At 61.6% G+C, this 25,465-nt stretch carries 23 protein-coding genes; 17 read left to right on the top strand and 6 right to left on the bottom strand.

Translation table 11 applies throughout. From position 1 onward, the window contains the following. Positions 1–54: 54 nt before the first annotated feature. Positions 55–783 (bottom strand): TraX family protein, encoded by a 729-nt coding sequence (locus tag A7317_RS26560; protein ID WP_069077123.1) that lies wholly within the window; start codon positions 781–783, stop codon positions 55–57. A gap of 90 nt (positions 784–873) precedes the next feature. Here A7317_RS26560 and A7317_RS26555 point away from each other — a divergent pair, with 90 nt between their 5' ends. Next, on the top strand, positions 874–1,914 hold the full coding sequence (locus A7317_RS26555) for a threonine aldolase family protein (protein WP_003176549.1): 1,041 nt from the start codon (positions 874–876) through the stop codon (positions 1,912–1,914). Positions 1,915–2,017: 103 nt separating this feature from the next. Here the strand turns inward: A7317_RS26555 and A7317_RS26550 are convergent, their stop codons facing one another. Beyond that, positions 2,018–3,835, bottom strand: coding sequence for a flavin monoamine oxidase family protein (locus tag A7317_RS26550; RefSeq protein WP_024077786.1), 1,818 nt, complete (start codon positions 3,833–3,835; stop codon positions 2,018–2,020). Between the two features lie 277 nt (positions 3,836–4,112). Between A7317_RS26550 and A7317_RS26545 the strand changes: the two genes are divergently transcribed. Continuing rightward, on the top strand, positions 4,113–5,558 hold the full coding sequence (locus A7317_RS26545) for a purine-cytosine permease family protein (protein ID WP_069077122.1): 1,446 nt from the start codon (positions 4,113–4,115) through the stop codon (positions 5,556–5,558). Further along, complete coding sequence (locus tag A7317_RS26540; protein WP_024077788.1) at positions 5,555–6,370, top strand: nitrilase-related carbon-nitrogen hydrolase; 816 nt, start codon at positions 5,555–5,557, stop codon at positions 6,368–6,370. Before A7317_RS26545 ends, A7317_RS26540 begins: the two co-directional genes overlap by 4 nt. 3 nt (positions 6,371–6,373) lie before the next feature. Here A7317_RS26540 and gbcB read toward each other — a convergent pair whose 3' ends face one another. Then, positions 6,374–7,474: a glycine-betaine demethylase subunit GbcB gene (gene gbcB, locus A7317_RS26535; protein WP_024077789.1), complete on the bottom strand. Its 1,101-nt coding sequence runs from the start codon at positions 7,472–7,474 to the stop codon at positions 6,374–6,376. 281 nt (positions 7,475–7,755) lie between these two features. Here gbcB and gbcA point away from each other — a divergent pair, with 281 nt between their 5' ends. The 14 genes from gbcA (at position 7,756) to A7317_RS26465 (ending at position 21,051) form a co-directional block, all read left to right on the top strand. Then, positions 7,756–9,051 carry a glycine-betaine demethylase subunit GbcA gene (gbcA, locus tag A7317_RS26530; protein ID WP_024077790.1) on the top strand — a complete coding sequence of 432 codons (1,296 nt, stop codon included), beginning with the start codon at positions 7,756–7,758 and terminating at the stop codon, positions 9,049–9,051. Between the two features lie 811 nt (positions 9,052–9,862). Next, the gene (locus tag A7317_RS26525) at positions 9,863–10,357 is read left to right on the top strand and encodes a type II secretion system protein (protein WP_069077121.1); all 495 of its coding nucleotides are present in this window, start codon (positions 9,863–9,865) and stop codon (positions 10,355–10,357) included. Beyond that, complete coding sequence (locus A7317_RS26520) at positions 10,332–10,712, top strand: type II secretion system protein (protein WP_024077792.1); 381 nt, start codon at positions 10,332–10,334, stop codon at positions 10,710–10,712. The genes A7317_RS26525 and A7317_RS26520 overlap by 26 nt, the downstream gene beginning before the upstream one ends. After that, on the top strand, positions 10,699–11,205 hold the full coding sequence (locus tag A7317_RS26515) for a type II secretion system protein (RefSeq protein ID WP_172831361.1): 507 nt from the start codon (positions 10,699–10,701) through the stop codon (positions 11,203–11,205). The genes A7317_RS26520 and A7317_RS26515 overlap by 14 nt, the downstream gene beginning before the upstream one ends. A gap of 74 nt (positions 11,206–11,279) precedes the next feature. Further along, entirely contained in the window at positions 11,280–12,776 is a 1,497-nt protein-coding gene (locus A7317_RS26510; RefSeq protein WP_024077794.1) for a lytic polysaccharide monooxygenase, read from the top strand. A gap of 293 nt (positions 12,777–13,069) precedes the next feature. Next, a complete protein-coding gene (gene gspG, locus A7317_RS26505) occupies positions 13,070–13,501 on the top strand; it encodes a type II secretion system major pseudopilin GspG (protein ID WP_069077120.1) in 432 nt (143 codons plus the stop codon). Between the two features lie 6 nt (positions 13,502–13,507). Next, positions 13,508–13,972 carry a transglycosylase SLT domain-containing protein gene (locus tag A7317_RS26500; protein ID WP_024077796.1) on the top strand — a complete coding sequence of 155 codons (465 nt, stop codon included), beginning with the start codon at positions 13,508–13,510 and terminating at the stop codon, positions 13,970–13,972. Further along, entirely contained in the window at positions 13,969–15,153 is a 1,185-nt protein-coding gene (locus A7317_RS26495; protein WP_069077119.1) for a type II secretion system F family protein, read from the top strand. Before A7317_RS26500 ends, A7317_RS26495 begins: the two co-directional genes overlap by 4 nt. A gap of 4 nt (positions 15,154–15,157) precedes the next feature. Continuing rightward, complete coding sequence (locus A7317_RS26490; RefSeq protein ID WP_024077798.1) at positions 15,158–16,795, top strand: GspE/PulE family protein; 1,638 nt, start codon at positions 15,158–15,160, stop codon at positions 16,793–16,795. After that, positions 16,776–17,501 (top strand): hypothetical protein, encoded by a 726-nt coding sequence (locus A7317_RS26485; protein WP_237141780.1) that lies wholly within the window; start codon positions 16,776–16,778, stop codon positions 17,499–17,501. The genes A7317_RS26490 and A7317_RS26485 overlap by 20 nt, the downstream gene beginning before the upstream one ends. Beyond that, positions 17,498–18,055 (top strand): hypothetical protein, encoded by a 558-nt coding sequence (locus A7317_RS26480; protein ID WP_069077117.1) that lies wholly within the window; start codon positions 17,498–17,500, stop codon positions 18,053–18,055. The genes A7317_RS26485 and A7317_RS26480 overlap by 4 nt, the downstream gene beginning before the upstream one ends. 6 nt (positions 18,056–18,061) lie before the next feature. Further along, positions 18,062–18,598: a hypothetical protein gene (locus A7317_RS26475; RefSeq protein ID WP_069077116.1), complete on the top strand. Its 537-nt coding sequence runs from the start codon at positions 18,062–18,064 to the stop codon at positions 18,596–18,598. Continuing rightward, positions 18,595–19,086, top strand: coding sequence for a hypothetical protein (locus A7317_RS26470; RefSeq protein ID WP_069077115.1), 492 nt, complete (start codon positions 18,595–18,597; stop codon positions 19,084–19,086). The genes A7317_RS26475 and A7317_RS26470 overlap by 4 nt, the downstream gene beginning before the upstream one ends. Before the next feature lie 18 nt (positions 19,087–19,104). After that, a complete protein-coding gene (locus A7317_RS26465) occupies positions 19,105–21,051 on the top strand; it encodes a secretin and TonB N-terminal domain-containing protein (RefSeq protein ID WP_069077114.1) in 1,947 nt (648 codons plus the stop codon). 346 nt (positions 21,052–21,397) lie between these two features. On the opposite strand, the gene A7317_RS26460 is transcribed toward A7317_RS26465, so the two are convergent. Genes A7317_RS26460 through dgcB form a run of 3 tightly spaced genes read right to left on the bottom strand, consistent with a single transcriptional unit; the run spans position 21,398 to position 25,342 of the window. Next, positions 21,398–22,168 (bottom strand): electron transfer flavoprotein subunit beta, encoded by a 771-nt coding sequence (locus tag A7317_RS26460; RefSeq protein WP_024077805.1) that lies wholly within the window; start codon positions 22,166–22,168, stop codon positions 21,398–21,400. A 10-nt stretch (positions 22,169–22,178) separates the two neighbouring features. After that, positions 22,179–23,399 (bottom strand): electron transfer flavoprotein subunit alpha/FixB family protein, encoded by a 1,221-nt coding sequence (locus A7317_RS26455; RefSeq protein WP_024077806.1) that lies wholly within the window; start codon positions 23,397–23,399, stop codon positions 22,179–22,181. Continuing rightward, a complete protein-coding gene (gene dgcB, locus A7317_RS26450) occupies positions 23,399–25,342 on the bottom strand; it encodes a dimethylglycine demethylation protein DgcB (RefSeq protein ID WP_024077807.1) in 1,944 nt (647 codons plus the stop codon). The genes A7317_RS26455 and dgcB overlap by 1 nt, the downstream gene beginning before the upstream one ends. Positions 25,343–25,465 lie beyond the last annotated feature (123 nt).

The following is a 25,465-nucleotide window of genomic DNA, read 5'->3' as shown; positions in this document are numbered from 1 at the left end:
GCAATCCGCATAATCGTTGACGTTTTTCGCGAGCAAGCTCGCTCCTACAGGAGGTCAGGCGATGATCTTGCGGACGAGTAGCAGCAGCAGGAAATGCAGGGGATAGAGGGAATAGGCCCAGCGGCGCATGGCTGGCGGCGAGGCGCTGCGGGCATGTCGCAACAGGACCAATCCCGCCAACGGCGCAATCAGGCACGCCGCCAACCCCATCAGCGCCACCGGCGTGCCGCTATCGAGCAGGATCTGCCATTGGTTGGCGGCCACGCACACCAGGCCCGGCAACAGACTGAAATACCAAGGCCTGCGAAACACCAGCAGCATCGCCAGTGGCAGCAATACACCAAAGAAACCGAACATTAACTGCGTCGAAAATACCGCGGCTATCGTGACAGCGATCAGCGCCAATCCTCGATCAACCAGCGCCTTCTGCTGCCATCCTCGGGCAACCAGCAACCCCAAGGCCAGGGTCGGCAGCACATTCAACGTATCGGCATCGTCGATAAACATCCGGTACGGCACTTCGCTGATCACACTGAACAGCAACAACCAACCCAGGTAGCGCCACTGGCCGGTCACGGGTGCGTTCCTGACCCGATGCAGATTCGCCGCAATCGCCAGGCAAAACCACGGGAACGCCAGGCGCCCTGGTACATACAGGCCATCCAGGCTCAGGCCGACGTAGCGCAGGTGATCGAGCACCATGCACAGCAGCGCCAGCCACTTGAGCAAATCCAAAGCGCCATCACGGACACGTCCGACAGCCATCGTTTCAGTACCGTGCATAATTCCCCAGTGACTTTGCATTTACAGTGCGTGCGCACGCCCGACAATCTTGGTTAAAGTGCGCACCAACATCGACCACAGGAATGGGCCATGACCGACAAGAGCCAGCAATTCGCCAGCGACAACTATTCCGGCATCTGCCCGGAAGCCTGGGCCGCCATGGAACAAGCCAACCACGGCCACCAGCGCGCCTATGGCGACGATGAATGGACCCACCGCGCCGCCGACGGTTTCCGTAACCTGTTCGAAACCGACTGCGAAGTGTTCTTCGCCTTCAACGGCACCGCCGCCAACTCCCTGGCGCTGTCTTCGCTGTGCCAGAGCTACCATAGCGTGATTTGCTCGGAAACCGCCCACGTCGAAACCGACGAGTGCGGCGCACCGGAGTTTTTCTCCAACGGCTCGAAACTGCTCACTGCCCGCACTGAAAACGGCAAGCTGACCCCGGAATCGATCCGCGAGATCGCCCTCAAGCGCCAGGACATCCATTACCCCAAACCGCGCGTAGTGACCCTGACCCAGGCGACGGAAGTCGGCAGCGTCTACACCCCGGAAGAAATCCGCGCCATCAGCGCCACCTGCAAGGAACTCGGCCTGAACCTGCACATGGACGGCGCGCGCTTTTCCAACGCCTGCGCGTTTCTCGGCTGCTCACCCGCCGACCTGACCTGGAAAGCCGGGGTGGACGTGTTGTGCTTCGGCGGCACCAAGAACGGCATGGCCGTGGGTGAAGCCATCCTGTTCTTCAACCACAAGCTGGCCGAAGACTTCGACTACCGCTGCAAACAGGCCGGCCAACTGGCCTCGAAGATGCGCTTCCTCTCCGCCCCCTGGGTGGGCCTGCTGGAAAACGACGCCTGGCTCAAACACGCACGCCACGCCAACCACTGCGCGCAGTTGCTCAGCAGCCTGGTGGCGGATATTCCCGGCGTGGAGTTGATGTTCCCGGTGCAGGCCAACGGCGTGTTCCTGCAACTGTCGGAACCGGCGATTGCAGCGTTGACGGCCAAGGGCTGGCGCTTCTACACCTTTATCGGCAAAGGCGGCGCGCGATTCATGTGTGCATGGGATACCGAAGAAGAACGCGTGCGCGAACTGGCGGCGGATATTCGCGAAGTCATGGGTGCCTGAAACGACGGCCGCGCAAGCCCGCGTCGCAGCCTCATGACCTGCGACGCGCAACTGGAGCCACTTGCGCGCCTATCGCTCCCGCACCTCACTCACACACCTATGCTCACAAGGCTTTGGGCTGAAGCGCTTGCCATTCATCAATGGGGCCGCGGTTGGTGAGCAAGGTCCCACCGTTGAAGTGCACCGCCAGTTTATTTACGGCGTTCAAGGCCGTCGTTACCGCCCCTTCCGCCCAGCCCCCCGTCCAGGAAACATCGTCCCCGGCGAGAATGAACCCATCGGGTTGCCCACTCGACACACCGTTCATGAACTGGGAAAACAGCAAGCGCTGGTACTCGTATTGTCCCGGCAGGTTCATTTTGAACGCGCACAGGAAAAACGGCTGCTCTTCCCAGTTGATCTCGACAAAGGGATTGGTCATGCCGAACTCAGCCGCCAGGTTCAACTGATGAGGGGCGTACACGCTATCCAGCAAGCTTGTGCATAACTGCACATGAGACGGCAGCGGCGCACTGCGATCACCCAGGAATTTGAGGCTGTCGTCATTCCAGGTGTAAGACAAAAACATGCCACTGCCTCTGTGAGGCCCTTCGCTGCGGCCATAGTCCAGCAGGTAGGTGCCACGGGTGATTCGGTCCGACAACGTCACGCTCATCTTGTGCTGCAAATCCACGCCCACGTCGGTCCAGAACGGTCGTTTGGTTTGCGCGAAGATTTTTGCCGACTGCATGTAATGGGTGTACATCACCGCTTCCCATTCCTTGGGGGATAACAGGTCATTCATCTGATTGAAGCGGGCAGCGCCGTCCATATAACGGAATTTATCGAGGATCCGCTTTTGAGGGGTGTAGACCACGGCAGGAAAGGTGTATTGGCGCTCGCCTGCCAGATGATGATCAAACACCCACACGTCGAATTTGCCATCCGGCCGCCGCAGGATCTGCCGCACTTCCTGCTTCAAAGGCTGAGCGATGACCTGGGTGGTCAGGCCTCGGACGGTGGTACCCGCAGGCCAATGAACCATAGCGTCGCCAAAAGTCTCCGGGGCACGCGTCCAAAGTCGGTTTGGCAGCTCACTGGAGCCGTCGTACATCAGCTTGTGGTTGGTATCCAGCCCGGTATACAGCACCCGTAACACCTCCAGGAAGCAGTTCGGGTAATCGGTGTTCCAACCGCCTGTGCCGAAGCCGATCTGGCCGAACAGATCGATATCTTCGCGGCTCCAACCCGCCTGCTCGACCATCGCAGCAAAAAAACTGAGGTTGTCCCAACCCGCATCAAGGATCGCGTTCCACAGGGCTTTGATCTTGGCTTGATCCAGGCTGCCCTCGGACATTGCCGTTTCCATCTCAGTGAACTTGATCGGGTTCTGCTCAAGAAACACGTTGAATAACTTATCCTCGATCTCAGCGTAATCAGGCGGCAGGTTATCGCGTTCGTAATAGACCTGTTGCTGCTGATAGTCGACGACCGTACTGGGGGTAAACGCCGACCCCGGATTGGGAAAATCGGTCGAACGGGCCGTCATGCCAACTTTGTTGAAATAGTGCATCAACGCCTTGCCTGAAACAGGAAAGCGCATGGCGCCCAGCTCGCAGATGACGCTGTTATCCGGATCTTGCGGATTACCTGCCACATGGGAATACAGTCGCCCACCGATGCGGTCACTGGCCTCTACCACCACCGGGTGCAACCCCATGCGCATGACTTCATAGGCCGTCACCAGGCCGGCGACCCCGCCCCCGACGATCAATACCTGGCTGCCATACGCCAGGTGGGATACCCGCGCCAACGGCGTGCCCTGACTGGCGGCCGTCTCAAGAAACCGGGCGTAATGAAAAGGAAAGTCTGGAATCAGTGCAGTGACATCGTTGGCAAGCAAGCGCGCTGCACCTTTACTGCGAGAGGGAATAGCAGACATGGTCATCATCCTTGGCATGAAATGAGGACGTCCACCTACTGCTTCAATGCGAAGGGCGAATACGACGGCTGAGATGCTCAGCGTAGTTAGTTGTAGGAAATGTCTCTATATCACTTGGGAATAAAAAACTGATGCGTCATACAGGCCTTGTGTCAGCAGGCTTCAGGCAATCAGTTCAGAAATTCGTGAAGTGATTATTTGCGAATAGCGATTCAATTGTCTTTTTAGTTACAAGACTCTTCGTAGCCTCACTTAATAAAAACAGACCGTGATGCCTATGAACGCGCCCTCCAACCGATCGGCTGCCCCGCCCTCCGCTACGCTGAAAATCGAAACCCGTTCCATTGACTACGTGCCGCGCAATGAACGCCACGGCAAGGTCTGGCATCAGGCGCCGTTCTGGTTCACCGGTAACTTCGTACTGACCACCCTGGTCACCGGGTTTACCGGCGCCGCCTTGGGGCTGAGCCTGGTGTACGCGATCCTGGCGATAGTCATCGGCGTGGGCCTGGGCACGTTTGCCATGGCGTTCCATGCCAACCAGGGGCCGCGCATGGGGTTGCCGCAGATGATCCAGTCGCGGGCACAGTTCGGCCTGCGCGGGGCCATCGTGCCCTTTATCGCCGTGGTGTTCGTGTACATCGGCTTTAACGTGTTCAACGTGATCCTGGCGACCGACGCCATCAATACCGTGCTGCCCGGCAACCGTGCACCGTGGTACGCCTTGATGATCATCCTGGCAGTGGTGGTCGCCGTGATCGGCCACGACCTCCTGCACACTGTGCAACGCTGGCTGACCTACGTGATGATCAGCGTGTTCGCGGTCCTCACGGTCGCCGCCGTGATGTACCTGCAGGCCGACACCGCGGTGGTCGACGCACATTTTTCCTGGTCGGCCTTTCTGATCCAGCTTTCAGCCGCCGCGGGTTACCAGATCAGCTACGCCGTCTACGTCTCGGATTACTCGCGCTACCTGCCGCATAACACGCCGTCGCGCAGCGTCATCTTCTGGACCTACCTGGGGGCCGCCGGCTCGGCGCTGTGGCTGATGTCGCTGGGGGCCTTCCTCGCCTCGGCGCTGCCCTCGCCCGACGCCATCGGCAGCGTACAGGCCGTGGGCAACCAACTGCTTCCGGGGTTTGGCACCTTTACCGTGTTGATCGCAGTACCCGCGCTGGTCGGCATCATGGCGGTCAACTGCTACGGCGCGATGCTCACCGGGATCAGTGCCATTGACGGTTTTGTACCGATCAAGCCGCGGATCAGGAGCCGCATCGTTGGGATCAGCCTGGTGGCCGCGGTGATTTTTGTGATTGCCTTGAGCATCCCCGAGAGCTACCTGAACAGCTTCAACACCTTCGTCCTCTTGATGCTGTATTTCCTGGTGCCCTGGACAGCCGTCAACCTCGCAGATTTCTATGCCATACGAAAAGGGCACTACGCAATCAGCGACATTTTCAACCCGGCCGGTATCTATGGGCGCTGGTCGAGCGCCGGGCTCATTGCCTATTTCCTCGGCCTGGCGGCAATGATTCCGTTTATGTCGCTGGGTTTTTATCAAGGACCGATCAGCGTGATGCTGGGCGGCGCGGATGTTGCGTTCGTCGTCGGCCTGGCGGTCTCGGCAATGGTCTACTGCATGATGAGCCGCCACCTCGACCACGCCGCCGAAGCGCGGGCCGTGCAAGCCAGTGAGCGAGCGTTGGAAGGAGACCTGTCGTGACCCTGCTACGCGTGGTTTGTCATCAACTGGCGCCGCGTATCGGCGATACCCACTACAACCGGACGCTGACCGAGCGCTCGATTCGCGCAGCGGCCAGCCTTAACGCGCAGGTGATCGTCCTGCCTGAGCTGGTTCAGAGCGGCTACATGTTCACGGACCTGGAGGAAGCCCACGAGGCCTCCGAGACACGCGACGGTCCGACCCTGAGCCTGTGGAAAAGCCTCGCGCAAGCGCTGGGGATCATCATCGTCGCAGGCTTCTGCGAGCGCCTGAGCGCGGGACGCGTAGCCAACAGTGCCGCGCTGGTAGAGCCCAGCGGGCGGTTGACGGTGTATCGCAAGGCGCACCTGTGGGACCGCGAAAAACTGATCTTCACCGCCGGTGATGCGCCGCCTCCGGTGGTCGACACCGCCGTCGGGCGGATCGGCATGATGATCTGCTACGACCTGGAACTGCCGGAGTGGGTACGCCTGGCAGCACTGGCGGAAGCCGACCTGCTCTGCGCCCCGGTGAACTGGCCGGACGGCCCGCGCCCCGTGGGTGAACGGCCGGCAGAGATCGTGCGGGTCCAGGCCAATGCGGCGGTCAACCGCATGTTCATCGCTGCGTGCGACCGTTATGGCGAAGAACGTGGCGTCAATTGGGTAGGCGGTTCGGTCATCGTCGACGCCGATGGCTACCCGCTGGCCGGAGCAGCCTCCCAGCCGATGGAACAACAATGGGTGGCCGACCTGCCACTGGCACAGGCCAGGAACAAGTCAATCAGCGACCACAACCATGTTCATCGGGATCGTCGGCCGGGGCTGTACTGAGCCTCAGAACTCGATGCGCACATCGCCCTTCGGCACACTGCAGCACGACAGGATGTAGCCTTCAGCTTCGTCCTCCTCGGTGATCCCGCCGTTGTGGTCCATCTCGACCTCGCCACCCAGCTTCAGCACCTTGCATGTGCCGCAGATCCCCATGCCGCAGGCTTTCGGGATCAACAGGCCCAGCTTGGCGGCCGCCGCATGCACGGTTTCACCCGGGGCCACGCGAATGCTCTTGCCCGAGGCAATGAATTCCACTTGGTGCAGGTCTGCCAGATCGATTTCCGGCGCATCGGCGGCTTGTTCGGCCTGCTCCACGGCATCCGCCCGCGCTTCCGGCGGCGTAGCGCCAAAGGACTCCTCGTGATACCGCGCCATGTCGAAACCGGCCACTTCCAGCAGGCGCTTCACCGCGTTCATATACGGCGTAGGCCCGCAGCAGAACACTTCGCGCTCCAGGAAGTCCGGCACCATCAGTTCCAGCATCTTGTGGTTCAGATAACCGCGATAACCCGCCCAAGGCTCACCCAACCCGTGTTTCTCGCAGATCAGGTGCAGGCTGAAGTTATCGATCCGCGACGCCATATGCTCCAGCTCGCGGTGGTAGATGATGTCTTTGGGCGAGCGGGCGCTGTGGATAAACGTCATGTCGACGTTGGCGTTGGTGTCGTAGAACCAGCGGGCCATGGACATCACCGGGGTAATCCCCACGCCGCCACTGAGGTACAGCACTTTCGGGCTGGGGAAGTCGATGGCATTGAACAGCCCGACCGGCCCGTGCACCGCCAGCTCCTGGCCCTCATGCAGGGTGTCGTGCAGCCAATTGGAGACCTTGCCGCCCGGCACGCGCTTGATGGTCACCGAGAAGCTGTAGGGCACCGACGGCGAACTGGAAATGGTGTAGGAGCGCATGATCGGCTGGCCGTCGATTTCCAGCTCCAGGGTGACGAACTGCCCCGGCTTGAAAAAGAACAGGATCGGCTGGTCGGCCATGAAGCAGAAGGTGCGCACGTCCCAGGTTTCCTGGATGACTTTGACGCAACGGACAATGTGCCGACCATTGGCCCAGGTCTGGGTGGTTACCGGATTCAGGAAATTATTGGACATGTTGTTCTCCACCGCCGAGGTCGGCCTTATGGTGGCGATTCTGCGTAACGCGAGAACCGCCCACTTACCTATCTGCGACATTCACATACTTATCGCGACCAGCCCCCATACCACGGGGCTTGCGCGTCGGGATCAGAGTGGGCCATGTCGCTCATGGATAAGGTTCGCCGCATCAGCAGCCCCACACTCGCTCCCAACAACGACGCTTTCTTTACGCCTTGCTGCACACCTGATCAGCCACTATTCGCCGGCCACACAGAATGGCCATGAGGACACACACGATGGACGTCACCGCAACCTTAAGCTTGGGCGATCCGCTGGAACCCGCACGCAAGGCCACCGCGCAGATGCTGCAAGAGCGCGAGCGCACGTTTTCGCTGCCACAGCCGTTCTACTCTGATGACCGGCTGTTTGATATCGACATGCAGGAGATCTTCCAGAAAGAGTGGTTGATCGCCGGCATGACCTGCGAGATCCCCACCAAGGGCAACTACCTGACCCTGCAAGTGGGCAAGAACCCGATCATCGTGATCCGTGGCGCCGAAGGCGTGGTGCACGCGTTCCACAACGTCTGCCGCCACCGCGGTTCGCGCCTGTGCACCAGCGACAAGGGCAAGGTGGCCAAGCTGGTCTGCCACTACCACCAATGGACCTACGAACTGGACGGGCGCCTGCTGTTCGCCGGCACCGAGATGGGCGCCGACTTCGACATGAAGCAGTACGGCTTGAAGCCGGTGAACGTGAAGACCGCCGGCGGTTATATCTTTATCAGCCTGGCCGAGAACCCGCCGGCCATCGATGATTTCCTGTCGACCCTGAACCACTACATGGAACCCTACGACATGGAGAACACCAAGGTGGCGGTGCAAACCACCTTGATGGAAAAGGCCAACTGGAAACTGGTGCTGGAAAACAACCGCGAGTGCTACCACTGCAACGCGTCGCACCCGGAACTGCTGAAAACCCTGCTGGAGTGGGACGACGTCACCGACCCGCGCGCCGACCAGGCCTTCAAGGACCACGTGGCCGCCTCCGCCGCTGCCTGGGACGCCGAGAAGATCCCTTACGCCCACGCCAGCTTCGGCCTGCGCAACCGTATCGTGCGCATGCCGCTGCTCAAGGGCACCGTGTCCATGACCATGGACGGCAAGCAGGGCTGCGCCAAGCTGATGGGCCGTATCAAGAACCCGGACCTGGGCTCGATGCGCATCCTGCACCTGCCGCACTCGTGGAACCACTGCATGGGCGATCACATCATCGTGTTCACCGTATGGCCGATCAGCGCCCAGGAAACCATGGTCACCACCAAGTGGCTGGTGCACAAGGACGCCGTGGAAGGCGTGGACTACGACGTGGAACGCATGCGCCAGGTGTGGGACGCCACCAACGACCAGGACCGTCGCCTGGCCGAGGAGAACCAGCGCGGCATCAACTCCAGCGCCTACCAGCCGGGCCCGTACTCCAAGACCTATGAGTTCGGCGTGGTGAACTTTGTGGATTGGTACAGCGAGCGCATGTTGAGCAACCTGGGCGCGGCGCCGGCGCCTTACCTCAAGGGCGTGGCTGCACACGAATAACCGATACCCACCGCTCAAAAATGTGGGAGGGGGATTGCCCCCTCCCACACTTGAACCTCACACTGCTTAATATTTGATCAAATCTCTCGCAGACCACTGCCAGCCTGCCCTCCAGCCTTTGCCCAACAACTTATCCACAAAGCCACCCACAGCAATTGTGGGCAACTGCGCTCACCCCGCAAAATAAACCGAAGAAAATCCGTGACTTATTCAGATCACCGGGTTTCGCCGCCCATTGATCACTTTTCGATCAACACCCTGAAAGGCCCGTCGCCTATGGCCTGTAGCTGAACGCAAACACCTTATCCACAGAACCGCCAACAGACTTTGGGGGCAACTTCACGCCTTCTGTGGAAAACTGCTGCAAGACGCGATAAATAGGGGCTTTCAGCCTTTTACAGGCGCAAAAACACACAATCGATCAATATTTAACCAAGACTGGCAAAGCCACGTATTACCTGGCCCGTAGCCGATAGCGAACATCTTATCCACAGAACCGCCAACAGACTTTGGGGGCAAGTCGACCGCAGGCAGCGGCCTTATCCACACTAAAATCCCCGTAAAAACCGTCACTTAGGGTGATCACTTTTCATACAGCGCGCTACAGGTGTGATTTTACGTGGCCTGTGGACAACCGCGAACACCTTATCCACAGCCACGTGCACAGCCATTGTGGGTAACCACCGTTTATCCGCCAGTTGTACAAAAAACACTCTGTTTAAAACTTCATCTACACTCACCCTTGCAGTTACGTCCATTGGCCTGGGTTAGTGCTGAAGTCCTTGGCGGGTTAGAGGGAGGTTGAACAGTGATGTGGCAGGGGCCTCCCAGCCATCACTGCGCTAAAGGTTTTACGCTGATTGAATTGCTACTGACGCTGGCCTTGCTGGCCACGCTGTCGACAGTGGCTTATCCGCTGACGGCGTTGATGGGTAAACGCGATCGAGAACTGGACTTGCAACGGTCGTTGCGGGAAATACGCCGCGCGATTGATTCCTACAAAGAGGCCGCCGACGACGGCCGTATCCAAAAAAGTATCGGCGACAGCGGCTATCCACCCACCTTGCAAGCCTTGGTCGAGGGGGTCACCGACCAGACCGACCTCAAAGGCAAGAAACTCTTCTTCCTGCGCCGCATTCCCCGCGACCCCGTCTGCGAGTGTCCCGAACTGTCGCCTGCCCAAACCTGGCAACTGCGCAGCTACCAGAGCAGCGCCGATAACCCACAAGAGGGGAAAGATGTCTTTGACGTTTCATCCCGCAGCACACGGGAGAGTTTGAATGGAACGTTATACAGCCAGTGGTAATCGGGGTTTTACCCTGATTGAACTGCTGGTGGTCATGGCCATTATCGCCACCCTCATGACCCTGGTGACCCCCCAGTACTTTCGCCAGCACGCCAAGGCCCAGGAAACCGTGCTGCGCCATAACCTGTCTTCCATCCGCCAGGCGCTCGACCAATACCGCGAAGACCACGGTGCCAATCCCGAGTCCCTGCAAGCCCTGGTGGACCGCCGCTACCTGCGCGAAATCCCCCTCGACCCGCTGACCGGCAAGCGCGATACCTGGCAATTGCAACCCTCCGACGAACAAGGCCTGGGCGATGTGCGCAGTGGCGCCCCCGGCAATGCGAATGACGGGAGCGCCTATGCGGATTGGTAAACAGCGTCAACACGGTTCGGTGTTCATGGGCATGTTGGTGACGGTAGCGGTGGTGGCCGTGATGCTGATGGAAGTGGGCACGCTCACGGCCAGCGTGTTGCAGCGTGAGCGCGAGCTGGAGCTGCTGGCGCGGGGGAATGAAATCCGCCGCGCGATCGGCCTGTATTACAGCGCCGGCCACACCTTTCCGAAATCCCTCGATGACCTGGTGCTCGACCGCCGCCAACCGACCGTCAAGCGCTACCTGCGCCGGGTCTATGCCGACCCGCTGAGCGGCAGCACCGAATGGGGCGTGGTGGCGGGCCCCGGCGAAACCATCATGGGGGTGTTCAGCAAGGCCAAGGGCACGCCGTTCAAACAAGGCAATTTTTCAGTCAAGGATCAGAGTTTTACAGGGCAAGGTAGTTATCAAGGGTGGGTGTTTCTGTACGGTCCTGGACAGAGTAACCCCGCAACCCGCACCACTCCCATGGGAGATCAGACGACCCGATGATGCCAATGCACTCACACAACTGATCGTTCCAGCAGTTCGGAACTTGTTTATCTGAATTGAAGGTGGATTCGAACATGAATAACTACGCGAAAAGACTTTGCACATGGACATTGGCGGCGCTGTGTCTGGCGCCGGCCTTGAGTTGGGCACATGGCGCGGTGGATCAGCCCATATCACGCCAGGTCTACTGCAGAACGCTCCCGGATTTCTGGTCGGGCAACCCCAGCGATGCCGGTTGCGCTGCCTTAGCCAAGAAAAGTGGTCAGTATCCAGGCCAGCAGTGGAACGAAGTGGCGCATTTGATCAAGGAGCCCGGTTATAACGATCCGGAAACGGTTAAAAGAGAAGTGCCAGACGGCACGCTTTGCGCGGCGGCAGATATAAAAAAAGACGGCCTGAACATTGTGTCAGATGATTGGTATCGGACCGACGTCGTTCCCTCCAATGGCATGATCGACGTTCGCATCATCGGTACGGCGCCGCACGTTCCCAGCTTTGCGAAAGTGTTCCTGACAAGACCTGGTTTTGACCCGACCCGATCACCGTTGACCTGGAATGACTTGGTCCTTATTCACACCGAACAACTGCCCACGGCCCAAACCAACTGGGGCAGCAATCCTCCTGCGCTACCTTCCTCCGGGTATTTCAAGTTCCCGGTACCTATCCCCTCGGGGCAAATAGGCAAAGCGACCCTGTTCGTTCAGTGGCAACGTATCGATCCGGCAGGCGAGGGTTTCTATAACTGCAGCGATATCAACATTGCAGGGGGTGGAGTCCCGGCACCATGGGTGGATCTGGGTCAATTCATCGATGCTGTCATGAACGAGCTCAAAGCCGGTGATTCCGTGCACTTCCGTATCCTGGACAACACACCGCAAGCCAAAGAAGTCGTAGACATCACCCTCCCCATTACCCCAAGCAACCTGGACCCCAAAATATGGGGCCGGCAGTTGGCGGACCAAATCAATCCAAGCATCGCCAAAGTTGGGGAAAAACAGGGTAGTAACATTGTGTTCAACCCAACGGATCCGAGCGTCAACTCCGTGTTCACAACGGCCAAGGGTTACTCCAAGGCGATGGCCATTATCCCAGGCGGCGAAAAGCCGATCGATCCACGCGCACCTGAAGCCGTGATCGACTCCCACGCGCCCGTTAAATCAGGTGACACGTTCACCATGAACGGCAGAAACTCCAAGTTTTACAACAACGGTCCAATCCGGTGGCAGTGGGACAACGACTTCCTCGGCGGTAACTTTCATGAATCGACAGCCACGTTCACTGCGCCAACGGTGGATAAAACCACCACCGTCAATATCAGCCTGACGGTATATGACGGCAGCAACTATAAAAATGACCGAGCAACGACTACGGTTACGGTCAACCCCGGCAGCGGTGGAGGGGAATACCCTGCGTATGTGCCGGGGACCAATTACAAGGCCGGAGACAAGGTGTCCCATAATGGCAGCAACTATGAATGCAAACCTTGGCCGGCAACCGGTTGGTGCTCACTTCCAGCGTATGAACCGGGGCACGCAAATGGCAATTGGGTAAACGCTTGGGACAAGCTATAACCATTAAGCCGCCTACTTGATACATTCAGCGCCGCATACCTTATGCGGCGTTTTTATAGGCGTTATTCAGTCACCGGCCCAATATAAGAGCCAAAGGTTATAGCCAAATCCCCGTCCCCCTATATTTATCAACGCTATAATTGAACCCATGCAAAAACCGCGAAGAGACTAAGTGTCACAAGACCCAGCGTTATAGAACATATGAAGTCCTACCGGCGGTGCCCGCCAAACAGCGGGCCGGGAGAGTTACACACAACCGCCGTACCTTGGCACTCCCAACAGGGTATCTCTCCATGCGCACTCGCACCTTTATCCACAGCCCCGCTCGCGGCTTCACGTTGCTGGAGTTGCTGGTCGTCCTGCTGATCATCGCCCTGCTTGCCGGCTACGTCGGCCCGAAGATGTTTGATCGCCTGGAACTGGCCAAGGTCCAGACCGCCCAAGGCCAAATGAAGTCCCTCGCCGATGCCCTGAACCAGTACCGCCTGGACAACGGCAATTACCCGGACGAAACACTCGGCTTGAATGCGCTCACTACACGCCCCGCCAACGCGAACAATTGGCAAGGCCCCTATTTGAAAGTGTTGCCGCCAGACCCCTGGGGCAACCCTTATCTCTACAAGAATCCCGGTACACCGCCCAACGATGCAGAAATCATCTCCTTGGGGCGCGACGGCAAGGCCGGTGGCGTGAACACCTACGCCGACATCGTGTACGGCTTGTGACCCACCATGCACACACTACGAATCGCCCTGACGTTGCTGTGCCTTTCCGGCGTCGCCGAGGCCGACTGCTGGCAGCTGGCAGCCAGCCGCTACCACGTCGACCCCCTCTTGCTGTACGCCATCGCCAAGGTCGAATCCGGCCTCAACCCCAGCGCGCGCAATATCAACAGCGACGGCAGCCAGGACATCGGCCTGATGCAAATCAACAGCCGCCACTTGCCCGCACTGGCTCGATTCGGCATCTCCGAACAGCACCTGCTCACCCAGCCCTGCACCAGTGTGATGGTCGGCGCATGGATCCTTGCCGGTTTTATCCGCGAGCAGGGTTACGGCTGGCAGGCAATCGGCGCCTATAACGCGGGGGCCAAGGCGGATCGACAAGCGCAGCGTTCACGCTATGCCCTGGCGGTATGGCGCTACTACTCCGAGTTGTTGCAGCAACGCCAGCAACTGGCCAGGCAATCACCATGATCGACATCGACGCGCGCATCATCCGCGACGGCCATTTGCAGTCCCTGCGCCTGCAAGCCCTCGATATCGCCCAGGCACGCCAGCAACTGCAGGCCGACGGCGCCCAGGTCATTTCGTTGAAAGCCCGCCGCCCACTCAAACTGCCCAGCCGCCGCACCCGGTTCGCCCTGGGCCTGTTTATCCAGGAACTGGTGGTGCTGCTCGATGCCGGCCTGGTGCTGGTGGAAGCCGTGGAAACCCTGCGCGACAAAGCCCCCCAGGGCATCAACCGGCAGGTCATGAGCGATCTGCTCGCGTCCATGTACGAAGGCAACTCGCTGTCCAAGGCGATGCAGCTCAAGCCACAGACCTTTCCTTCGCTGTTGATCGCCACCGTGGCGTCCTCGGAACACAGCGGCCAGTTGGCCGTCGCCCTGCGCCGCTACCACCATTTCGAGGCGCACCTGGAAACCGTGAAAAAACGCGTCAGCGGCGCCCTGATGTACCCCTTGGTGGTGCTCAGCGTGGGCGCGTTGATCCTGTTGTTCCTGCTGTTTTTCGTGATCCCGCGTTTTGCCTCGGTGTTCGACGCGGTCGCCGACCTGCCAGCGACGGCGCGCTTCATGGTGTGGTGGGGCGCGTTGGTGGAGGCGCGCGGCATGGCGCTGCTGCTTGGCGTGGTGCTGGCGATTGCCGGGCTGGCGTTGCTGTTTCGCAGTGCCGGTTTCAAACGTCGCGCCGCCAGCCTGTTCTGGAAAATCCCCAGCCTGGGCGCCCAGCGCACGTTGTTCGTGCTCGCGCGGTTTTATCGCACCGCCGGCATGCTGCTGATGGGTGGGATACCGGTGGTCACGGCCGTGCAATTGTCCGGTGCGCTGCTGCCCGTCGAGCGTCAAGCCGACCTGCACCAGGCCCTGACCGATATCCAGGCCGGCCAGCCCCTGTCCACTTCGCTGGCCCGCCACCAACTGACCACCGCCGTCGCCGAGCGCCTGTTGCGCGTGGGTGAGCAGAGCGGCGAGCTGGCGGCCATGTGCGAGCGTATCGCGCAGTTCCACGATGAAGCGCTGGAACGCGCCATCGAGCTGTTCAGCAAAGTCTTCGAGCCCCTGCTGATGCTGGTGGTGGGCGGGCTGATCGGCTTGATCGTGTTCATGTTGTACATGCCGATTTTCGAGTTGGCGGGTTCCATCCAGGGGTAGCGCGATGAGCGAACAGACACGGCAATGGCAAGCACTCGCGGCGCAACGGGGCCTGTCCCTGGCCGATTACCTGCGCGAAGTGCTGCACACCGTGCCCGACCAGTTGCCCATGATCGCCACCACCCTGGGCCTGATCCCCATCGAGCCCGCACACCTGGCCGAGCACTGGCGCTTCGACCTGCTGGCGCTGCCCCAGGCACTGATCCACAACGTGCTGCCTGTGGACTATCAGGGCCGGCCTTGCCTGGTACTCGGAGAGCCTTTCACCCTGCGTGATCGCCACTGGATTCAATCCACCCAAAGCCTGCGTGCCTTGCCCCTGGCCATGAGCCTGCCCGATGCGGTCAAGGCCCAATTGAGCCTGGCCGAAGCGAGCCAGCGGGTCATGCAACCCTTTGGCGAGGACGACGAAAACGTCCGGGTCAGCCAAGCCGCCCAGGAAATTTCCCTGAGCAGCATCGCCCGCGACGACAACCCGGTGGTGCGCCTGGTCAACTCCATGCTGTTCGATGCACTGCAAAGCCGCGCCAGCGATATCCATGTGGAAAGCACGCCCCAGGGCCTGGTGATCAAGTACCGCATCGACGGCGTGTTGCAGCAGATGGGCCAGGCCAGCGGGATGGACATGGCCGAACAGGCGCTGTCGCGGATCAAGGTGTTGTCGGAGCTGGATATCGGCGAGCGACGGGTGCCCCAGGACGGGCGTTTCAAGATGAAAATCCAGGGGCGCGAAGTGGATTTTCGCGTGTCGATCATGCCCAGCATCCACGGTGAAGATGCGGTGCTGCGGATCCTCGACAAATCCCAGCGCGGCGAGTCCCTGAGCCTGGAAACCCTGGGTTTGAACGCCGATACCATAACGCGCATCCGTGTGTTGGCCAGCGAGCCTTATGGGATGCTGCTGGTGACCGGGCCCACCGGCAGCGGCAAATCCACCACGCTCTACGCCGCCTTGTCGGAGACCAATACCGGCGAGAAAAAAATCATCACCATAGAAGACCCGGTGGAATACGAACTGCCCGGCGTACTGCAAATCCCGGTGAACGACAAGAAGGGGCTGACGTTCGCCCGTGGCCTGCGCTCGATCCTGCGCCATGACCCGGACACCATCCTGGTGGGGGAAATCCGCGACGGTGAAACAGCGGGCATTGCCGTGCAGGCGGCGTTGACCGGGCACCTGGTGCTGTCGTCGGTGCATGCCAACAGCGCCTTCAGCGTGCTGGAGCGTTTTACCTATATGGACGTGGACCCGGCCAGTTTCGTCGAAGCCCTCAATGGCGTGGTTGCCCAGCGCCTGGTGCGGCGCATCTGCCCGGACTGCGGCGTGGACGCGGAGCCCGACGCGGACCTCGCGCGCCTGGCCCAGCTGCCCGAAACCCAGCTCAGGCAAGGCCATTACCGCGAAGGCAAAGGCTGCGAGGCCTGTCGCCATACCGGTTATCGCGGCCGGCTCGCCCTGGCGGAGGTGCTGAGCGTCACCGACAGCATCAAGGAGGGCCTGCTCCATCGCAGCTCGGCGTCAACCCTGCGCGAACTGGCGCGCGAAGCCGGCCACGTGTTCATCCGCGATATCGCCCTGGCCCACGCGGCCCAGGGCGACACCACGCTCAAGGAGCTGCACCGTGTCATTTCCCTTTATTGAGCACGTGGTGTGGCTGCACAGCACCGGTGTCGCCTGGGCCGCGCGCGCCTGCGGGCGCAATGCGAAGGTGTGGGGTGCCCAGCAGGCCGGCGACCCCCTGGGCGCCTGCGCCGAACTGTTGGCACAGGCCCCTCGCGGCCGCGTGCGCTTGCTTGATCGGGCCAAGGTGCTGCTGGGGTTTCCCCACGTGCACTACCTGATGCTGCCGTGGCAAACCGGCCTGTACAGCGCAGGCGACTGGCAAGGTTTCGCCGAGGCCACCTTCAACCAACAGGCCGGCATCGACCCTGAGCGCTGGCAGGTGCAGGTCGCCGCGGGTGCGTTCGGCGATGAGCGCCTGGCCGTTGCCGCCCCACGGGACCTGCTGCACGACCTGCGCGAGCTGTTCAAGCTGCAGCGGTTGCCCCTGGTGACTTGCGCACCGCTGCTGACGGCGATGGCGCAGCAGTACTGGCGGCAATTGCCGGCTGATTGCGTACTGGCAGTGCCGGAAGCCGAGAGCCTCAGTTGCCTTTATCGGCACCAGGGGCGCGCCGATCAAGTGTGCGTGATATCGACACAGCCCGGCAGCACCTTGAGCGACAACCTGTTCACCGCCGACCTGCTGGCCCAGCGACAGGCGCCCGCTACCCGGGTCGTCGCCAACAGCCCCACCGAGCACTGGCTGGGCCCCCTGCACCCGTGGCTGGGAGCGCCGTTACCATGATTACCCGGCTGACTGCCCGCCTCGCTCGCGCCCGGCAACAGGGCTACGCCCCCCACGTCGACTTCCAACGGGCCAGCGCCACCCATCGACCGCTGGTGGCGGCATTGTGGCTGGTGGCGACCCTGCTGATCATCCAGGCATGGCAGCAATGGGACGCCATGGCGCAACAGCAACAACAGACCGATGCCCTGGAGCAGCGCTTTACCCAGTTGACCCGCCGCCAGGAGCAATTGATCCAGGCGGCTATTCGCCTGTCGCCCCGGCAGAAACAACAGGTGGCGGCCTTTACCCAACAGTCCAGCACACCCTTTGCGCTGATGAACGCCGTGGCGCGGGCCTGGTCCGGCGAGGTCGCCTTGACGCGCGTAGAGGTCAACACCCAGGCCCAGTTGCTGCACCTGGACCTGGAAGCCAAAGGGCTGGGTGACGCGTTTCGCTTTGTCGAGCGGCTCAAGGCCCAACCCGGTGTCCAGGTGAACCTGCAACAAAGCGCGCGCAAAACCACTGACCCACAGCACCCGGTGCAGGTCAAACTCAGCGTTGGCGCGAGGTAGCCCGCCATGGACGCGCTCACCCGCCACTGGCCGCGCCTGCGTTGGCACTTGATGCAAGCGCAACAGCGCCTGGGCTTTTGGGGCCTGTTGGCGCTGGGGGTGATGGCCGCGACGCTGGTGATCGAGGTCACGCTGATTCACCCGGCCGGCGTGGCCGACAGCCTGCGTCGCCAGGCACTGGAAGCTGGCATCGCCGCACACCCCGAGCAGGTCCAGGTCACCGAGCCGGCCGTGGTTGAGCGCTTGCCCAGCGCTGAGGACTTCGCCCCGCGCCTGGAAAAACTGCTGGGCCTGGTCACTCAACGCGGCTTCATCATCGAACAGACCACCCTGGCCTACTCCGCCCCCGGCGACACCGGGTTGCAGCGCCTGGACCTGGAGATCCCCCTCTCCGGCCCCTACCTGCTGCTGCGCAGTACCTTGGTCGACATCGCTAAAGAGCCAGGCGTGCGCATTGAAAGCGTGACCCTGGAGCGCAAGGCAATCAGCAACGGCCTGCTGGACATCAGCCTCAAGCTGAGTGTGCTGGGGGTGGTGGAATGAAACTGCCGCTGTACTTGCGCGTGCTGTTGCTGCTGACCCTGGTCGGCTGCGCCTGGCTGTTCTGGGAGGACACTGCAGACAGCCCCGAGACAGCCTCGACGCCGGCGATCGCGCGGGCCGTCGAAGCGCCCTCGGCCCCCGTCGCCCCCGGCCCCCCGGACGAGGTTGAAGGGGTCGACCTGTTTCCCGCCCAGACCTGGACGCCACCGCCGCCGCCAACACCGGTCGACACTTCGCCGCCCCAACCACCGCCGTTGCCGTTCAGCGTGAGCGCGCAGTGGCGCTACGAAAACCAGCCGAAAATCGTGGTGCTGCGCGGCAATGGCCGCCAGTACACCCTGTGCCACCGCTGCGCGGTGCCCGGGCACATTGAGCCGGGCAAGATGCTCGATGCCCAGTACCGGCTGGATAAGCTCACCGACACCGCCGTGGTGCTGACCTTCATGCCGCTCAAGCATGCCAGCACCTTGCGCCTGGACAAACACTGACCGGGGAAGGACAGGATCATGGCGAGACATACGTTATTTCCCCTGAGCCTGGCCCTGACGCTGCTGGGGGCCTGTGAAACCCAGCGCGCCATCGAGCAGAGCGACGCGTTGCGCCAACAGGGCGACATCGTGCGCTCGGTCGAGGTGCTGCAAGCCGAAGCCAAGGAAGCGCCTGACGATGTGCGGTTGCGCACGGCACAATTCGGCAAATTGGAGTTGCTGGTCGCCCAATACAGCCGGGAAGCAAGTGCCGCCTTGCTGCGCGGCGATGATGCAGCCGCCATCCGCGCGCTGGAAACCATCCTCAAGTACGACCCCAGCAACCTCGGCGCACGCCAGGAAATCCAGAGCATCCAGGCGATGAAGCAGCTGCGGCCACAGCTGGAGCGGGCCTATGCCCTGCAACAATCGAGACCCGTGGAAGCATTGAACCTGGTGCGCCAGGTTATCGCGCAAAAACCCAATTACCGCGCCGCCCTCGATTTACGCAGTGCCCTCACCCGCCAATTGGTCAGCGCCGACTACCTCAGCCCCGACCTCAGTGACGCAATGCGCAAACCGCTCAGCCTGGACTTCAGCTCGCAGAGCCTGAGCACGATTTTCGAAACGATTGCGCGGCTGTCCGGGGTCAATTTCGTCATCGACAAGGACGTCAATCCCAGCGCCTCGGCAAGCATGAGCGCCAGCAGAACTACCGCCGAAGACGCGCTTAACCTGCTGCTGACCACCCAGGGCCTGGACAAGAAAATCCTCAACCCCAACACCATCCTCATCTATCCCCGGCGGGCGGACAAAGAGCGTGAATACCGTGAGCTGGCAGTGCGCACGTTCTACCTCAGCCATGGCGACCCCAAGGTCGTCGGCGCCGAAATCAAGCAAGTCCTCAAGCCCAAGGAAGTACTGGTGGACGAACGCCTCAACGCGGTGATCGTGCGCGATGGCCTCGACACCCTCAGCGCCGTGGAAAAACTGGTGGAGGCCATTGATATCGCACAGTCGGAAGTGACCATCGATATCCAGGTGCTGGAGGTCAGCCTGAATGACGAACGGAACCTGGGCATCGTCTACCCAGAAAGTATCGGCCTGTCGCTGGGCAACTTCAGCAACCTGCCCGGTGGGCTGGCGGGCACACCGATCAGCGCACTGCGCGGCGTGAACGGCGACAACATCCTGCTCGACGCGGGCAGCACCTCGGCGCGCATCAACATGCTGCAACGCAGCGGCAATACGGTGACCCTGGCCAACCCCAGGGTCCGCGTGCGCAACCGTGAAGAAGCCCAGGTGAATATTGGCGACAAGATCCCGGTGGTGACCACCACCACCGCCAACCAGGTCACCACGTCGTCGGTGACATACCAGGACGTGGGGCTGCAGATCAACGTCAAGCCCAATATCAGCGTGAGCGATGAGGTGAACCTGGAATTGAACGTGGAAATGAGCCATATCACCAAGCGCATTCCCGGCTCGGACAATGTGCCGGCCACCTTCGAGCTGGGCTCCCGCGCGACCAAGACCTTGTTGACCGCGCGCAACAATGAAACCCAGATCGTCTCGGGGCTGATCCGCACGGCGGATATCGACGAAGGCTCAGGGCTGCCGTGGTTGAGCCAGATCCCGTGGATTGGCAAGAAACTGTTCGGCAGCAACCAGAACACCCAGCAGAAAACCGAGATCATCCTGCTGCTGACGCCGAGGATCGAACGCAACCTGGACCTGCCGATTTCCCAGATCAGCACCTTCCACAGCGGCACGGAGGCACGCAGTTCGACCGAGGGCATGATCCTGCGCGATACCACCGAGAAAATGATCCTCAAGCCCACTGGGGGCGACCCTACCCCGGCGTTGCCCGCGCCGATGCAGCCGTCGGATGGCACCTGGCAGGCATTGCCGCCGCCGCCATTGCCGTCAGCCTTGCCAGACCTGGTGCCCAAACCCGCGCAGGCACCCGCACCGGCATCGCCTTGATTTCATGGTCTGATGGAGATGAGGTCCCGCTGAATACCCGACTTAGCGCCGTCGCGCAGCAAACTGGAACCCCTGTGGCGAGCGGGCTTGCCCCAATGCCAGTCAGTTAAGGCTTTTTGTAGGAGCGAGCTTGCTCGCGAAAAACTCACAGGCGCCGTGTTCATTCAGGAAACACGCGTTATCGTTGACGTTTTTCGCGAGCAAGCTCGCTCCTACAGAAGGCGATAGGTGCTTAACTGACGGGTATTGGGGCTTGCCACAACAAGCCCGCTACCACAAAAGTGCGGTCGTTTGAGATAAAAGGGGAGGCAAGCCCCTCCCACATTTGTTTTGCAGTGTTTAGGCGTTAACGCACCACGCCTTCTTCGATCAGCAACTTGAGAATGGCTTGGGCGCCTTCCTCGGCGCTTACGCCCTTGAGCACCTGCCCACCGCCGCCGCTGGCCTTGGCCGTGGCGGCCTTCATGCGGTCGGCGCCGCTCTTGGCCTTGATCACCTTGAGCCGCTTGGGCCGAGGTTTGGCCGGTTGCAACAGCGCACTGCCGAATAACTCATCCTCTTGAACCTCAACCTCATGGGCCGCCAGCTCACCGCGTTGCGCAGGGCCGTAGGCACTTTGCCGAGGTTTGGGCGCAGCGTTATCCACCGTCGCCAGGAACGGCAGGCGCACCTTCAAGCGGCGGCGTTGGCCACGGGGCAAGGCTTGCAGTACATGGGCCACGCCCGCGTCGATGGACTCCACCTGCGCCAGCCCCACAATCAACGGCCAGCCCAGATGCTCGGCCAGCAGGAACGGCAACATGCCCGACCCCTCGCCGGTTTCCGCCTGGCTGCCAGTCAGCACGATGTGTGCCCCCGCGTCGCGCAGGTAGTCGCTGAGCGCCGGCAACACGTCGGCCCCCAGCGGTTGCTCAAGGACTTGCAGTTGCGGCAACCCCATGCCCAGGTAGCTGCGCAACGTGGGTTCGGCGATGTTGCCGGCATGCAGTACCTGCAACGTATCCCCTGCCAGTTGCAAACCCAGTTCCACAGCGCGTGCATCCTGTTCGGCGCGGCGCGGCCGGCCGGAGGTCGGGTGGGCGCCGATGGACACCAGGCTGATTACATTCGTCGTCATGGCCATTTCCTTAAGCCGCATCGCGCTTGGCGCCGCTGCGGTATGTCTGGACCGCGTCGATCAAGGCTTGCAGTATCGCGGCGCTTTCGCCGATCACCGACAGGTCGGCGCGCTTGATCATGTCGCAGCCCGGGTCGAGGTTGATCGCCACCACTTTGTCGCAGGCGCCGATACCTTGCAGGTGCTGGATCGCCCCGGAGATCCCCACGGCCACGTAGACCCGTGCGGTGACCCAGGTGCCGCTGGCGCCCACCTGGCGGTCGCGCGCCATGAAACCGTCATCCACCGCTACCCGTGAGGCGCCTTCGGTCGCGCCCAGTGCGGCGGCGGTCTGGTGGAAGAGTGCCCAGTCCTTGACCCCGTTGCCGCCGGAGAAGATGAATTCGGCCTCGGCCATGGGAATCGCCGCCGGGTCCACCGCCACTGCGCCGAGGTCCTCGATACGCGGCAGGCTGCGCGCCAGGGCTGTGGATAACGCTACCGGCAGCACTTCGTGACGGGTATCGCTGACCGGATCGGCACACTCGGCGGCGGCCAGGATCAGGCGCGGCAGCGGTCGAGCCAAGTCTTGCTGGCCGGCACCCGCGCGGCCGATGCATTCCTCCCCCTTGATCTGCCACACCCGCGTGGCCGGGCGCTCCTTGAGGCTGGCGGCGAAACGCCGACCCAGTTCGCCACCACCACTGCGGCTGTCGGGCAGCAACCAGTGGCGCGGGTTGAATTGCTGATCCACGGCCCGCAGGCCCTGGACGCGCTGCTCCGGTGAGTAACCGTCGAACTCGTGGCCTTCCAGCACCAGCAGACGATCGACACCGGCCGTGGCAAACGCGCTTTCCTTATGCTCGCCAAACACCACCGCCAGTACCGCGCCGTCGCTGCCAGCCAGTTGCCGGGCCAGGCCGAGCAGGTCTCGGTCATGGCTGCTCAAGCGGCCGCCGACCATGTCCGGCACCACGTTGATGTAGAACGCCGGGCTGGGCACCTGGTGCAACGGCAACTGCACTTCTACCGCGGCTGTACGCTTGGTCGCGCCACCCTGCTGGGCGCCGCTGCGGTCGATGCGCTTGATGCCGTTGGGGCCGATAAAACCGACACCGTGCACGTTCTTGCGAATGACGCCGTTGGGCCCCATCCAGCTGTGTTGCAGCGGCTGCATCGCCGCATGCAGCGGGTGCAGACGGTTACGGGCAATCCATTCGGCCCGTGGGTCGCGGCGGATAATGTCGCTCATCAGTGCACCTCCGCAGGTTCACGCGGGATGGGAGCCTTGGCCGGCGTGGCATCTTCGAGCAAGGCGTCAGCCACCAACTCGGCGATGTCCTTGATCAGTGGGCGCGGTTCGACCACGCCTTCGAGCATCGCGGTGCACTGTGGGCACCCCACGGCCACCAGCTCGGCGCCGGTTTCACGGATGTCGTCCATGCGCATATCCGGGATACGTTGCTTGCCGGGAATGTCCGTAATCGGCGCACCGCCGCCGCCACCGCAGCAGCGTGAACGGAAGCCCGAGCGTTGCATTTCCTTGACCTCGATCCCCAGCGCCCGCAGCACTTGGCGCGGTGCTTCGTATTCGCCGTTGTAGCGGCCGAGGTAACAAGGGTCGTGATAGGTCACGCTGTTGCCCTTGTGCTGGCCCAGACTTAATGCGCCGTCACCGATCAGTTCGGCCATGTAAGTGCTGTGATGCTGCACCACATAGTCACCGTTGAAGGCGCCGTATTCGTTTTTCAGCACGTGGAAACTGTGCGGGTCGCACGTGACGATGCGCTTGAAGCTGTACTTGGCCAAGGTCTGGATATTGCGTGTGGCCAACAGCTGGAAGGTCGCTTCATCGCCCAGGCGACGGGCCACATCGCCACTGTCGCGCTCCTCGAGGCCAAGCACGGCGAAGTCGACCTTGGCCGCTTTCAGCACTTTGACGAAGGCGCGCAAGGTCCGTTGGTTACGCATGTCGAAGGCACCGTCGCCGACCCAGAACAGCACATCGGCGCTGCCTTTTTCACTGAACAGCGGCAGGTTCAAGTCTGCCGCCCAGTTCAGGCGCCCGCCCGGGGCAAAGCCGCCCGGGTTGTCGGTGGCGATCAGGTTCTCCAGGACTTCGGCGCCCTTGTTCGGTGTGGCGCCTTTTTCCAGGGTGAGGTGGCGGCGCATGTCGACGATGGCGTCCACGTGCTCGATCATCATCGGGCACTCTTCCACGCAGGCGCGGCAGGTGGTGCACGACCACAGGGTCTCGGCGTCCACCAGGCCGTTGACGATCGGTTGATGAGGATTACCGCTGTGTTCGCCGATCGGCTTACCGGGATACGGGCTGCCGGCGAATGCGGCATCGGTGCCGCCGGCGAGGCCGACCACCATGTCCTGGATCAGCTTTTTCGGGTTCAGCGGCTGGCCGGCGGCAAATGCCGGGCACGCGGCTTCGCACTTGCCGCACTGCACACAGGCGTCGAAGCCGAGCAGTTGGTTCCAGGTGAAATCCTTGGGTTTTTCCACGCCCAGTGGCGCGCTTTTGTCGGTCAGGTCCAGCGGCTTCAAACCTGTGGATCGGCCACCGCCAAAACGCTCGGCGCGGCGGTGCCAGGCCAGGTGCAGAGCCCCGGCGAAGGCGTGTTTCATCGGGCCGCCCCAGGTCATGCCGAAGAACATCTCGGACACGCCCCACAGCACGCCAACGCTGAGCAACGCTGCCAGCAGCCAGCCGCCGAAGTCGGCAGGCAGGATCCCGGCCACCGGCAAGGTCACCAGGAAGAAGCTCACCGAGAACGCCATCAGGCTTTTCGGCAGGCGCATCCACGGGCCCTTGGACAGGCGTGACGGTGGGTTACGCCGACGCAGGTAGACGAACGTGGCGCCGACAAACATCAGCACCGAGGCCAACAGCAAGGCGTAGCCGAGGATGCGATTGTGCAGGCCAAAGCCATGCACCAGGATCGCCAGCAGCGCCGACAGCACAAAGCCCAGCGCCGTAGCGACGTGGGTGTTGGCGATGTATTTGTCGCGGGCAACCACGTGGTGCAGGTCGACCATGTAGCGCTTGGGCATGGCCAGCAGGCCGCCCAGCAGGTCGACCTTGGACGCGCGGCCACGGCGCCACATGTTCACCCGGCGCAGGGCGCCGAGGACGGCGAGGCCCAGGGCGGCAAACAAAAGAATAGGCAGCAAGGTGTTCAACATGGTGAAGCTCCCACAGACCACACAGGTCTACTGTGAAACCGGCCCTGAATGTGGGAGGGGGCTTGCTCCCGATGGCGGTGGTTCAGCAACAGCTGTATCAACTGACACTCCGCCATCGGGGGC

Source organism: Pseudomonas fluorescens, from assembly GCF_001708445.1.
In the GTDB taxonomy this organism is placed as follows: Bacteria; Pseudomonadota; Gammaproteobacteria; order Pseudomonadales; family Pseudomonadaceae; genus Aquipseudomonas; species Aquipseudomonas gorinensis.
This window is presented reverse-complemented; position numbering and strand designations above follow the sequence as displayed.